This is a genomic window from Paenibacillus sp. FSL M7-0656, from assembly GCF_038003225.1.
In the GTDB taxonomy this organism is placed as follows: domain Bacteria; phylum Bacillota; class Bacilli; order Paenibacillales; family Paenibacillaceae; genus Paenibacillus; species Paenibacillus amylolyticus.
In genome coordinates this window covers 1-12,766 of the sequence record NZ_JBBOOT010000002.1, presented here as the reverse complement: position 1 = coordinate 12,766, position 12,766 = coordinate 1, and the positions used below count along the sequence as shown (strand labels likewise).

At 39.5% G+C, this 12,766-nt stretch carries 14 protein-coding genes; 6 read left to right on the top strand and 8 right to left on the bottom strand.

The annotated features are described in order from the left end of the window. The coding region (locus MHI01_RS30960) for a ParA family protein (RefSeq protein WP_340984944.1) at positions 1-485 on the bottom strand (485 nt) is incomplete at its 3' end. A 458-nt stretch (positions 486-943) separates the two neighbouring features. Here MHI01_RS30960 and MHI01_RS30955 point away from each other — a divergent pair. Further along, the gene (locus MHI01_RS30955) at positions 944-1,231 is read left to right on the top strand and encodes a hypothetical protein (RefSeq protein WP_340984943.1); all 288 of its coding nucleotides are present in this window, start codon (positions 944-946) and stop codon (positions 1,229-1,231) included. Positions 1,232-2,104: 873 nt separating this feature from the next. Here the strand turns inward: MHI01_RS30955 and MHI01_RS30950 are convergent. Continuing rightward, positions 2,105-3,268 (bottom strand): replication initiator protein A, encoded by a 1,164-nt coding sequence (locus MHI01_RS30950; protein ID WP_340984942.1) that lies wholly within the window; start codon positions 3,266-3,268, stop codon positions 2,105-2,107. 1,197 nt (positions 3,269-4,465) lie between these two features. Between MHI01_RS30950 and MHI01_RS30945 the strand changes: the two genes are divergently transcribed. Further along, a complete protein-coding gene (locus MHI01_RS30945) occupies positions 4,466-4,831 on the top strand; it encodes a helix-turn-helix domain-containing protein (protein WP_340984941.1) in 366 nt (121 codons plus the stop codon). 13 nt (positions 4,832-4,844) lie between these two features. On the opposite strand, the gene mobQ is transcribed toward MHI01_RS30945, so the two are convergent. Then, a complete protein-coding gene (mobQ, locus tag MHI01_RS30940; protein WP_340984940.1) occupies positions 4,845-6,182 on the bottom strand; it encodes a MobQ family relaxase in 1,338 nt (445 codons plus the stop codon). Positions 6,183-6,524: 342 nt separating this feature from the next. Here mobQ and MHI01_RS30935 point away from each other — a divergent pair, with 342 nt between their 5' ends. Continuing rightward, positions 6,525-6,815, top strand: coding sequence for a hypothetical protein (locus MHI01_RS30935; RefSeq protein ID WP_340984939.1), 291 nt, complete (start codon positions 6,525-6,527; stop codon positions 6,813-6,815). 448 nt (positions 6,816-7,263) lie between these two features. Then, complete coding sequence (locus MHI01_RS30930) at positions 7,264-7,416, top strand: hypothetical protein (RefSeq protein WP_340984938.1); 153 nt, start codon at positions 7,264-7,266, stop codon at positions 7,414-7,416. A gap of 694 nt (positions 7,417-8,110) precedes the next feature. On the opposite strand, the gene MHI01_RS30925 is transcribed toward MHI01_RS30930, so the two are convergent. Both MHI01_RS30925 and MHI01_RS30920 read right to left on the bottom strand, forming a co-directional pair. Further along, entirely contained in the window at positions 8,111-8,320 is a 210-nt protein-coding gene (locus MHI01_RS30925) for a hypothetical protein (protein WP_340984937.1), read from the bottom strand. 67 nt (positions 8,321-8,387) lie between these two features. Continuing rightward, the gene (locus tag MHI01_RS30920; RefSeq protein WP_340984935.1) at positions 8,388-8,588 is read right to left on the bottom strand and encodes a hypothetical protein; all 201 of its coding nucleotides are present in this window, start codon (positions 8,586-8,588) and stop codon (positions 8,388-8,390) included. Positions 8,589-8,856: 268 nt separating this feature from the next. On the opposite strand from MHI01_RS30920, the gene MHI01_RS30915 reads away from it, so the two are divergent. Beyond that, positions 8,857-9,303, top strand: coding sequence for a PBECR3 domain-containing polyvalent protein (locus tag MHI01_RS30915; protein ID WP_340984934.1), 447 nt, complete (start codon positions 8,857-8,859; stop codon positions 9,301-9,303). Between the two features lie 866 nt (positions 9,304-10,169). Here the strand turns inward: MHI01_RS30915 and MHI01_RS30910 are convergent. Further along, complete coding sequence (locus MHI01_RS30910; RefSeq protein ID WP_340984933.1) at positions 10,170-10,841, bottom strand: recombinase family protein; 672 nt, start codon at positions 10,839-10,841, stop codon at positions 10,170-10,172. Positions 10,842-11,656: 815 nt separating this feature from the next. Between MHI01_RS30910 and MHI01_RS30905 the strand changes: the two genes are divergently transcribed. After that, a complete protein-coding gene (locus MHI01_RS30905) occupies positions 11,657-12,103 on the top strand; it encodes a hypothetical protein (RefSeq protein ID WP_340984932.1) in 447 nt (148 codons plus the stop codon). Between the two features lie 121 nt (positions 12,104-12,224). On the opposite strand, the gene MHI01_RS30900 is transcribed toward MHI01_RS30905, so the two are convergent. Continuing rightward, positions 12,225-12,494 (bottom strand): hypothetical protein, encoded by a 270-nt coding sequence (locus MHI01_RS30900; RefSeq protein ID WP_340984931.1) that lies wholly within the window; start codon positions 12,492-12,494, stop codon positions 12,225-12,227. After that, positions 12,487-12,766 (bottom strand): ParA family protein (locus tag MHI01_RS30895; protein WP_445744936.1); only part of this gene is annotated, 280 nt, incomplete at its 5' end. The genes MHI01_RS30895 and MHI01_RS30900, both read right to left, overlap by 8 nt.

The window sequence follows — 12,766 nt, the reverse complement described above, 5'->3', positions numbered from 1 at the left end:
CCAATTGCAGAGTAACAAAATTTACTCGCTTCAAACATAGCTACAACTGCATCAGAAGCAGCCAATGCATTAATTGTCTGATCTCCTAGAGCTGGAGGTGTATCAATAATAATATAATCATATTCATCCTGAACGTTTTCAAGAGTTTCCTTTAACACAAGTGATCTGTTCCCTTTATAAGATGCATACAACCACGAAGGGAAACGCGCTAAATGATCCTCTGCTGTCAGAATATCTAATCTTTCTGTTACATTATGTACATACTTACGAGCATTTCTTTCCTTTAATGCTTCAAAAATCGTGTACTCGTGAAAGTCATAAATATCTCGTTGCGTTAACAATTCAGTTAAGTTTCCTTGAGAATCTAAATCAACAGCCAGGACCTTTTTTCCATATTCTTGACTAAGGATATAAGCAACTATAGCAGACGTAGTCGTCTTACTTGAACCACCCTTTTGAATCCCAAAAGAGATAACTTTAGCCATAAAACATTCCCCCCACGTAATAATCCAACATATTTTATAGATACATACGTAAACGTATACGTAAAAAAAACACATCTAAATCCACAAATAAACATTAAAGACTGTAGTTCTGCCAGAGGTGAGACAACAGCATTAAATATAAATCTCATATAACTATTATGAAATTTTCATACAGTGATCAATTCTAAATAGTAGTTATATGAGATTCAAAATCCCCTCCTCCAGCATACTTCTTTTAAAACCTGAATAAAAGTTAATTAAGAAAAAAAGTTATCCACAACTTAAAGTTAAAGGAAACTCGCTATCGCTCGTATTTTATTGAAAACATTACTCCCCACACCCCCCCCTCCGTTAAGGTGAACTGAAATTTTGTGTTGACAGGTACTACCTCTCCGTGGCATGGACCTTGCGGGTTGGACACAGTTCACCTTATCCCGAAAGAATTAAATCGGAATAAGATGATTAGGGACTTGGCCCTGCCGTCACGCATCGGGGAACGGCTCCCGGCATTGTTTCTGCCACGCGCTACGCGCCTATTGATTCGATATCTCGGACTGGTTACGGTTCCTATGACCAATCTGCCACCACAGCATACAATAGCTTCTCAAATCGTGCTCTGCTCTCCCTTGAACAGTTTCCAGCAAGGTTCTTCCGAGCCTGTAACACGTACTTTTCGGAACGGTCACAGCCCCCGATGGAGTCACATCGTATTGGGACTGTACTTCGTTTTGCCTTACGTTGGATAGCCTCATGGCGAATTATGTGTCGATCACACACCCAACATGCTCCTGTCCTTGCAATTATCTCACGACAGAGGGTAAACAGGAGCTAAAACGGCTTCACTTAGCGTCTGGTTAGAACGCCAGTGGCTGCGATCGAAACGCAGCAACCCGTAGTAACCGTACACTTGGGGTAAGGCTCCCTCCTGTACGATGGACAGTTTTTAACGTGTTCTCCTGCCTCATTTGAAGACAACCACGCAGCCGGCGCTATCTGATGTAGACTTACATTCCGAAAAAGACAATAGGAAAGCAAGCCCTCGTATGTTCATTTTTAAAACGAATACGAACGCCTAATATTTAATATAAAGTTGGCTTATACTATGTAACTACGCCCTTAGCGTCAACGCAAAAAATCTCCCTATTTCCATACCACACCTAAAAGGCATCAGGAAAGAGAGAGACTTTACTTTAAATTATAAGATACTGTATAATAGCAGCATAATTTAAAGTAAAAGCTCATACTCTTGAGACGCTACAAAATGGCTTAGTTTGGCGACGGAGACATTTTGTAGTTCTAATGTGTGGGCTTTTTTCTATTTAAAGGTTCTTTTTGCCAATCTTGAATCTACTAATATCATACGCCATAAATTTTATTTTTGGCAAATTGAAGTAATATTCATTTTCCGTAGTCAAATGGATGTTTTAAAGATATTTTCCGTAGTTGAACGGATGTTTTAGGAGTTATTTCCGTAGTCAAATGGATGTTTCGAGGAATCAGTACATTTTAGTTAGCAATTTCATGATTTTCACTCTTTTTTTAATGATTTTCCGTAGTCAAACGGATGTTTCTTCTTTTTTTCCGTAGTCAAACGGATGTTATTGAAATAAGAAAAACCCCTAGGAGGGGTCATTAAAAAACTGTAGCTGTTCTGGAATTGTTTCTTTTGTTTGAGCTAATGTATTTAAGAAAATTGGATGTTTAGTAACAGTTAAATAACGACCGTGTAATCCTTGTTTTTTGCCTTTAAATTCAAAACGCTCTATAAAACCTACCGCTTGCAGTTCAATACAAGCACTCTTGATACGCTCAACAATTTTATAAACCTGCATGATCGGCTCATTATCATCTAAAAAGTGAAAGTGTCCCGCCAGAGTTTGTAGTTCAAACTTTACTGTAGATTCCTCAGGATATGAGGATACTAACCAATATAATCCTTGTGCTAAATAAGATTTCAAGTCGTTCATAAGAATGAGTGAAATATCAAATAAATTACCCACTCGATTAGCTTCCACTAACCATTCAGGAAGCCTGATTTGAAACTTGTATTGAAAATGGCTGGTTGTACCTACCTTGCGTCTGAATATAATTTGATCTATTAGACGAGTAAAAGCAATCTCTTCATACTCTGATTCCTTTGAACGTTGGTACTGCGTCAAGGTTACTTCTATTCTCATAAGTCGAATTAAAGCCTCTTGTACTCTTTTATAATTTGCAGATCCATCCGTTAGCCCTAATTCATTTAAGATGTCCGCATATTTAAGTTCAACATAAGGCTTTCCGTCCACGTTCTGTTTGAACCATAGAGATTGTATTGCCCCCATTACGCGGGCTTCATAGGTAGTCAGCACCTCTCCCGTATTGTTCTTAATATGGACAGAACGCACTCCATTAACAGTTGTGGTCGACTGATTGGGTATATTTTTGGGATTAGCAGAGAACAAAGCATGCTGTGCTATATTTCTGTTAATAGGAACTAACTCACGCAAATATTCCTCTGACTTCACTTTCAGAGCTCTTTCTAAAATTTCAATCTTAGCCTTTACTTTTACCTCCTCAGCTTCATTGTCACATTCCTGGGACCTAAATGAATCAATGTATTGATTAGCAAAAATGAATAATGACTTTACAGGAACAATTTGAACGAGCTTTATACTTAATTCATCCACTGTTTCCTGATAAATAGTAGCCGCCTTTAATGGATCTCCAATCTTATTAGTCCTTTTCAAAAACTCATTTGTGATCTCTTCTAGACAGAGTTCTATTTCACTAAACTCCTTCATAGAGCCTCCTATCCGTTCCAATCAAATGAAACATGTACTAAAAAAAGTCGCTATTATCGCATTTGTATATTATATAAGTATAGACAAATAAAAATAAATCCAGTTCCCACATCTAATTCAATTCTTACGTAGAGTTTAACACTTTACAAACTACCAATGATATATCTGGTTTGGTTAGTATTATCTATCAAGTTCAGCACCCTATATCAACTACTAACAGTTAACTAGCTCTACACTAGGGGCTAGCGCATGGATAGTTGAAAGAGTTGTTTTATAAGCACCACCCCGTGGATTCGTTAAACCAATTTGGGATTCTCACCTTACTCAGCTCCTAGTTAAGACAGTGCTTCTATTCAAATTACTTTCAAAGCCTTCATTAGCTAATTAAATAGCATATTTGATTTCTATGCGTCCCATTTAGTAGCAAAAAGTAGCATGTTGAAACTAATCCACACATTTGGAGACTAAAGAGATTTACTTGATACGACGGTATAAAAAGCTATTCTCGAGACAAATAGTGTTACATGGAGACATAATGAGACCTATAAAAAATATTGCATTTGGGACACAAGTCTGGCAAGCGGCACGCCAAAAACGGCCATATTCGTCCTTCAGACGGATTGGCCGTTTTTAGATTCATGCTCAGGCTGCTATGTATTCGGTCATTTAGTGCAAATTGCGCTTTCTTCGTTTTTCTCATGATTACTTCAGTTGCTAACCCTATCGTCTACTTGACAGCATTTACTGACCTGGAATGGATTAACCTTTCCATTGGATCACGATTTCAAATTGACCTAATCCCAATAGCTTTATATTTAACTTTATCATTTACCTCACCTCCTGATTCTTATTTGTCCGTTTCCACAAAGAACCCATTTTTTAATTTTGAATTATTTTATGCAGTGCCATAGAAGGAAGAAAACACGATATTGAAACAGAACAAACCTTCTTGAAAGAGAAATGAAACTTAAGATCTCTACATGTTCCTCATTCACAAACAACTCACCGCCTCCACCAGATTTTCCGCCTACTTCTATAAAAATTAAAGGCCGGCATCCTGGTGAGGATACCGGCTATTTCTGATATAACGAAGAACCTAGCGCAAAAAAAGATAGACACGTTCCTACATTTGATGTTATATTCACAAAAAAGGAATATATTTTATATGAATTTAATTACTAAAAAGGAGTGATAACAATGTATACAATTGTTCCATTCGGAGAAGAAAATAAACCAAAACTTCCACCACAAATCGGGGATGTGACTTTAAATGAGCTCATGAAAATGAAGGATGTTGAAGTATCAATAAAAGATAATACACTTAAGGCAAAAAAAATAACTCCCACTGAAACACTTACTCTAGAGGTAAAATTATATCCGGATGGTATTGAAAAAACAGAACGAATTATAAATAGACCTTATAAGAAAAAGGAGCTACGAGCGACGGTTGTTCAATTTTTAAGAGAAGGAAAAACACAATCAGAAATCGCTTATATCCTTGATATGTCACAATCTTATGTTTCAAAGTTAATTAAGAAAGCTAAAGAAAAGGGAGAGATTTAAAAAAGTATTTTTGCTAGTGTTCTCTCTCCCGATTCTGTCCAGGGTTTTGCCGCTGCGCTCTCGCTTGGTCTCGTAATCGCTGCTGGATCTGCTGCTGTTGCATTCGTTCCCGTTCCTGATCCAAACTGCGGAACGCCTGTTCAATGGCTTTATGGGCTCCATGTAAGGCCGAAAGCTGCTCATTCAACTGGCTTTCGGCCTTGCCGGCATTTTTGCCCTGGTACTCATCCGGAATTTCCTTCTTCAGACCATCGATGCGAGTCTGCAGACGCTCCAAGTCCTGTTCAGTTCTGACAATCTCGTTTTGGTTCGGATTACGCATCTTCTGCCACAGATTATGCGGCTTCAGTTCTTCCAGCTTTCGGATCAGCTCACCACGATTCATGGCGAGATCCTTCAGCTTATTAATTTTCTGAAGCAGTCCTTCAGCCTGACCAATCTTGGCCTGACTCTCCGTTTTCCGCTGGTACATTTGGTTGTGAGCTGCGCAGATCTCTTCCGGAGTTTTGGCCTTCTGGATCTCCGCTTGAACTTCTTTCTTCATCGCAGCGTATTTCCGGAGATCCGTAACGGTTGTGTTGTATTCCTTCACCGATCTGTTGATGGATCCCCGATCACTGTTTTTCCCCTTCCGATCCATGTCCCGAGCGGTTACCCCTTCATGGATCGTCGGCAGCCGATCAGTGATACCTTGCGCAGCCAGGCTGCGGTGATCGATGCGTGCCGGTGACTGGACTTTCTCCAACGCCTGGTTCGTATGGTTTGCCCAACCTTCTCGCCACTTTCCCATGTTCTCTGAATTATCCCAATCCGTTGTACGAACTTTGAACGATTTATATTGACCACTCTTCAGCTTGATTTTTTGTCCGTTATCGTCCAGGACGTATTCCTTCCTGGACTTGGCTGCCCAGCTGCCATCCGGATTCAACGGCCGCATTGTCAGCATGACATGGGCATGAGGATTTTCCGGATTGTCACGATGGATCGAGAGATCCGCAATCATACCCTGATCCACGAACTGTTCCTTAACGAAATTGGTAAGCAGCTCCTTTTGTTGATCGGCCGACAGCTCCACCGGCAATGCAATAACGATCTCCCGACACAGTTGGGCGTTCTTATTCTTCTCGGCCATCTCGACAGAATTCCAGAGCTTGTTCCGATCATAAACCCACTCCGGGGAACCGGACGGTGCCATGATCTCAGTTTCTGGCTGCACGTCTCGTGCATAGGATTTGATTTCACCAGTGCGTTCGTCGATGAGGCGTTCACCGGAACGGTACGCCGCCATTGCGACAGCTGATTTTCCAGCAGAGCGAGACGCGACTTGCGCAGAAAAGTGAAATATGGCCATTGGTTCGGTTCCCTCCTTTTGTGGTTTTTCATTATCCAGTACGCCATAAGGAGACCAAAATCATTCGATTCGCAGAATCGAATGATTTTGGTCTCCCGTTACGAAGTAACGCGCACACACCACGTAGTGGTGTATAAGTGCGCCCTTTGGTATTTCGCTACGCTCAATCTCTTGGGACATTATACCACACTACCACCATTTAGCGTAATCAAAATGAAGGGTGATTCTCGCAAAATTTTGCGATAGAATAAAGAGAGTACATAGCACAATCCCGTTTTAAGACCGGAACGAAGTGCAGGGAGAAAAGATGGGAGCAACGCGACCAAAAAGGAGGGTTTAAGTTTGAGCAAACGTAAGACACCGCAGGAACGTCTGGAGGAAATGGAACAAAAGATGGAGCAGCTAAAGGCCAAGAAGCTACAGCTTCAGGCCCAGGTCAGTCAGCAAGAGAGAAAAGCGCGTACTCGGCGCTTAATTGAAATCGGTGCGATTTTTGAGAAGAATTTCGATATCGATTCTGTGGAGACAGCACAGCAATTGGCTTTAGCTCTTCGACCTGAAGCACAAAAATTGATTAGTGACTATAATGATGAGGAAATCATTGAACTTGAAGAAATTGACTTGAACGATTAGTAAATCAAGAGCCACCGCAATATGCGGTGGCTCTTTTTTATGCCTGTGGGTGGTATTACCACATTTCGGATTCTTCAGTTCGGTGATAACCTGAAGCTACTAAGGGAGAACGATCGGGTTATGAGTTACTGCAGAAATAACGGCCGTGGAAAAAAACAGAAGCCAATCGGCCAAAAACACGTTGTTTTGCTTGCCGTGCAAAACCCGGAAATCACGATTTCGTTTTTTATGTGGTTTTGGAGCTGCTGGAGATCCAGACGAGTCAGATGCAGTTCGTGTTATGGAGGGATGGATTTCTGCTTAACATGAATCATCACGTTTGAGGGGGAGGGTGTGTTTTCGGCTCTTCAGCTCTACGAACAAGATTCAGTCATGAGCCAAGAACACATTCCTGTTAAAAAAATGAGCGGAACTTCTTATCATGCTGTAAACCAAAGGAGGTCATATTATGCGTTACGTTTCAAAAGTCAAAAAATTCTGGTCAGCGACAAAGTCGGCTGGCCGACATGCCTGGAACTTCATCACGTCAGAGAAGTGTACGAGATTACTCAAAAACCTGATTCTCATCGTACAGTTCATCATCATTCTCATCGCCCTGTAACGGAATCGGCAGAAAGGACAAGCTGTACGCCTTCCTGCCGCATTTTCCGGGTCAAGCCCTCCCTAAGTCGGGCCCCGGGGTCAAAATGCCGTAGACGGCCGTTTACGTGGGGATGAGATACGTTTGAAACTGAAACCTTCTTGAAAGTGAATGAATGATTCTAACGGCCAAGATATTGCGTGCTGAAGCACAAAGCCGGGTCGCTGGCTTCAGGCGCTTCAGAATCGCATATCTCGCGTTCTAGCGTTACAATGATACAAAATGTCACTTTATGCAATATATGTAGTCTTTTGGAGACAGAAGCTACCAGCCCCGCCACTTAGGTATTCTTGAATTATTGCGAGACGAATAGAGACATACTGAGACTTTCACAAAATATTGCATTTTTGAACACATGTCTGGCAATCAGCTCCCCGTATTCTGTCAAAATTATGCTTCAGGAGGATTGGCCGCTTTGCTCCGAATTATGTAAGCTGCTTGCATTTCCCGACCCTTGACAGCCATTTCAGCCATCTGGATCGAAACAAGACAAACCTTCTTGAAAGAAAAATATCTCTGCTACTGTTCCTGATTCAAGCCACGGAACGCCTGTTCAAATGGATTTATGCGCTCCACGCAAGCCAGAAGCGGTCGTTTAATTGGCCTTCGGCCTTGCCGGCATTTTTACCCTGGTACTCTTTAGGTCTCTCCTTCTTCAGTACATAAATGCGCGTCTGAGACGATCCAAGTCCTGTTCGGTTCTGACACTCTCATTTTGATTCAAATTACGCATCTTCTGCCACAAATTATGCGGCTTCAGTTCTTCCAGCTTCCGGATCTGCTCACCACAATTCGAGACGAGTTGGTCTTGCGCACGATAGATCGAATATCTGTAATCAATCCAAGAACCAAATGAAAGATTCACACTTACGTTTACGTAAACGTAAGTGTGAATCTTTCAAAACGAACCCACCGCACCGTGAAAAGGACCGTCAATCCTTATTAGATTGACGGTCTTCCTTAACTTGTTGCTTGTTGATAACGTTTTTAGTGGAAGAAGCAGTTGATCTGCTTTTCTTACGAATCTTTAAATTGTTGGATTTAGCAAACTGGATAATTTCTTGAGCTAAGCGAGTACCAGGATCATTAGTTTTTGTTCTCATCATAGTCACCTCTACTCTGATCATTGCCATGATATATTCGCTATATACCAGAACTCTACAAGGCTTCCGAAAGTGCGAATCATGCTGCATTGGTCTGAAGTACAGCAAAGTAAAGTATTTGATATTTCGTAATGTCACACATTATATACAGACCTCAAATGCTTACCAAGAATCTATCAGTTGCCTAATTTCTACATTTAAATTTAAACTTAAGTATGGTTCGACAATTTATGTTAATAATTCCGTCCTTTATGACTATACTGTTGTACACCAAAATTACTATAAAGGCGGCGGAAATATGGATAATATCACTAAATTAAATTCAATTAACGAAAGGAATCCTAATGTGCAATCATACTCTCTTGATTTAAATTCGCATGACATACAAATTGTAGGTAAACTTGACATCTTCAAAATTAAAACTCTTACTGGGGTTGATCTCCCATCAGATCTTGTTAAAATGTACCCTGGTGCTATCAAACACGTGCAACGAAATCATCCTGGTATTATTGAACAATTCGGTCACTTAATACCGAGTATGATTTCATCTCCAGACTACGTTGGACAAAATCCAAAAGAGGCAAATAGTGTAGAGTTAGTAAAAGTTATCGGACCACATTTACTTTTAGCAATCAAGTTAGACCCCTCAGGGTACATATTCTTATCCACCTTTTTCGAACTTGACAATGGAGCATATAAAGTTCAGAAAAGGCTTAAAAGTGGTAGATTAGTGCCGTATAACTAATGTTACAAAAAGGCTCAAACAAGTTGACAGCACATTGCTCCTTCTGTAGAATGTAAAGTGTAGGTTACATATACAATGTATATGTTATATAATTTCAATTTTTGCATAATACTATAAGTGAAGGATCATTAGAGGTGGGAAAGGTTCCCCACGCGCTTGCCGAAAGGCAAGTTACCAGAGATCAGGATACGCCGCCCTGCAATATGATCCTAAAACGAAGGCCCCTTTATGGGGGCCTTTTTTGCATTTTACCTATTGTGTAACTACAACTTGATCTTTTATCAAGAACAATGGAGTATTGTTAAGATTCATTTGCATTTATTGAACAAATTCACGCAAAATCGAGTTATACACTTTCAACAATATGATGAACTGGTATTGCCACGTATATCTTTATTGAGATACAATTATCCTAGAAAACTTACTAAATAGTTTACTACCATGGTTAGTAATAACCTTATTAGTTAACAAATAACTATAAAGGTTATAAAAAAAAGCACCCAATGTGTTGGCGCACATTGAGTACTATTTATACAAAACTGCAGGTAGTACGATCCTAAATGACCCTTTCTGAATTCGACACTCTGATCAGGGTCATTTTGTTTTTTTCGTAACTATAATTATTTGAAGTATGAAGGCAAGTAATACTACTAAAAATTCTCCGAACTGAATCATCAAGCCCCCAAGCTTTACAAACTCATCCATATACACCCCTCCTTTCTCAAGGAAGGTCTTTCCTGCAGCTTGTACAAAATCAATTATAATTGTTTGTAGCAATAAACTCTACATATAACTCTACAGTCCCTTTTTTTATGTAAATTCTTTAGTCAAGGCCGTTATTTCCGGTTGTTAAATACAATTTAAGTTTAAGGAATCATTTCTTCAATACCTTTATCGATCTTTTTTATTCCTCCTCCATATGCCTTTATAATCTTATAAAAAGTATTTTTCTTCATACCAAGCTTTTTCATAAACTCCACTGACTTCAGCTTACCTTTCTCCCAGTTCGCATATTCAGCATCCAGGATACTCTTCTGACCTGGCGTAAGTGTATCCAAGTTGATCTGTGGCCTTCCCAAGTGTTTGCCTTGTTTCTTTGCTTCAGCGATCCCTTCAGCCTGGGCCTGTTTAATACCTCTTCTCTCTTCTTCAGCGAGCCAGCTGAGTATCTGAAGAACCAGATCCATGATAAGTTGTCCTATTCCCTCCAACTGCTCATACTTGCGCGTATCCAGAATGGGAATATCAATTACAACAACATGAATTTTCGCATCAATCAGCCATTGCCACTCTTTCAATATTTCCTGCTTATTGCGACCAAAACGATTGATAGACTTTACAAACAGGGTGTCCCCTTCTCTTAGCACACGCTTTAAAAGTTGATACTCAGGGCGATCAAAGTTTTTTCCGCTAGCTTTATCAACGAACATATAAGCTTCTTCAATTCCTTGTTCACGTAAAGAAGAAACCTGACGATCCTCATTCTGATCTTTAGTTGAAACTCGCGCATATCCATACTCTCTAAATTGGCTCCCCATTTGAACCTCCCTATTGTTTATAAAGATTATAATCTGATTACAAACGTTTCAGAATTAGATTATACCACCTTTATAAACGGTTTCTTTCATGTTCTTTTATAGTTTATAAACCTATACCTTTACAAACATAAATTCGATTGTCACTCCAAAATATCCTTTACGAACACTTCACACTTGAGGATCCTATTATGTATCGTTATTAGTTGGTTAATAATTCGTTAATAATTATTTGGATTGAATAGTCATCGCCACGGGTAGTATAATAAATGTATAACATAACACTGGCTATACAACGTTTTGTACGCATTTTATACGCGAGTTGAAATGCATATAAAATAAAAAGTCTTCACTGCTGGAACAGTGAAGACCTGCGAGTACCAAAGCTTGTAGTGCTTGCAACCACGGCATTGCCAGGCTAATACACAATTAAGACAAAAATCTACCGTTAGGCGGCCAACCTAATTACACGGTGGTTTTTTTCTTTTGCCGTCTATATCGTTTGATCAAGAGACAAATTTTCCTTATGCCGAGCCCCAGGGTTACTAAGGCTGCACATCCCTTGATAACATTTACAACAATCACAATTGTGGTCATTGGCCGCACCTCCTTTCGAAGGCAAAGACCGTGACCTACCACTACTTTATGGTAACTCGTTAGATAAGTATACCATGTCCATCCTGTAACCCACCACACCATTTAACGTCCTTTTTGTTTCACTTTCTTTCCCTTGCTTTGCTAATTGTAATGCAAGTTTTAAGTCAATTAAGTGCAAGTAAGTATTCTCATTACTCGATTGTAAATTAGTACTTTATACTATGAGAGAAAGAGAAATATTAAAATTCAAAAAAAGAGGAGTGTTACCCCTGAAATCAGAAAAAATATCGATTCATCCAGGGATCTATCGATTTAACTGGCCATACCTTGTGGGAAGCTTCGTCCCTGATAATACAGGTGAGATCAAAGTACATGAATGTGAAGTTGAGCTTCGGGCTGGTCAACGTCATAATTTGCAAGAAGGCAAACTGCTTACAGTCATTATTACCTCCCACGAGCCCCCTGGAATCCAAAGTACAATTGAACACATTGCAACCAAAATTCGTTTGGCTTTCTTTGATCAAATTTTTATGGGGACCCAAAACAATTTGTCTGAAGATTCGATTCTCTGGATCGAACAACACCTTTTTGCTAAATCCGGGGGTGTAGGATCAAGAGATTTTGTGCACGAAGTAAGTATGCAGTGGGATAAGAAAAGAGAAAATTAAATCCATCATGGATTTAATTTTCTCTTTTCAAACTATAAAGTAAATTCAAAAAGCGTCCCTGCAATCCAGGAACGCTTTTTGAATTTAGAATAACACGTACGTTTACGTATACGTAAATTAATTAATTATTAGTAGAAAAGTATTCTCTCAAAGCTTCGTTAATGATACGCGTTTTTTCTCCTCTACCATTTTCGGCGCTTTCTTTATCTAACCTCTCTTTTAGTCCATTTTCAATCCAAAATGTATCCCTTCGATGTAATTCCTCAAATTTCTTTTTTTTAGGTTTTCCTTCATTTTTACTTTCGAGTGAAGTATCGATAAGTTCTGAATGAACACTATTAACCGACTTACTTCTAATTTTGTTCTTTAAATCATCCATTCTCTTAGACACGTTGAATCAACTCCTTTACGAATTGTCTATAAAGCTTTAAGCCTTGATTCAATTCAGGATTATCTTTAAAACCATTAATAGATAAGCGTCCTATAGCAGCTGTACGAGTCATAATTGTTTGGAAGCATAGATCTTCGTATTCTTCTTCAATCAGTTCAACTAGAGCCTTATTATCTGTTCTCCGTGCATCTATTAGAGAACGCAAAATACCTGCTATTTTCATCTCCTTATTAACTAGCTCTTGTACGTGAATACATGTCTCTAAAAAACGT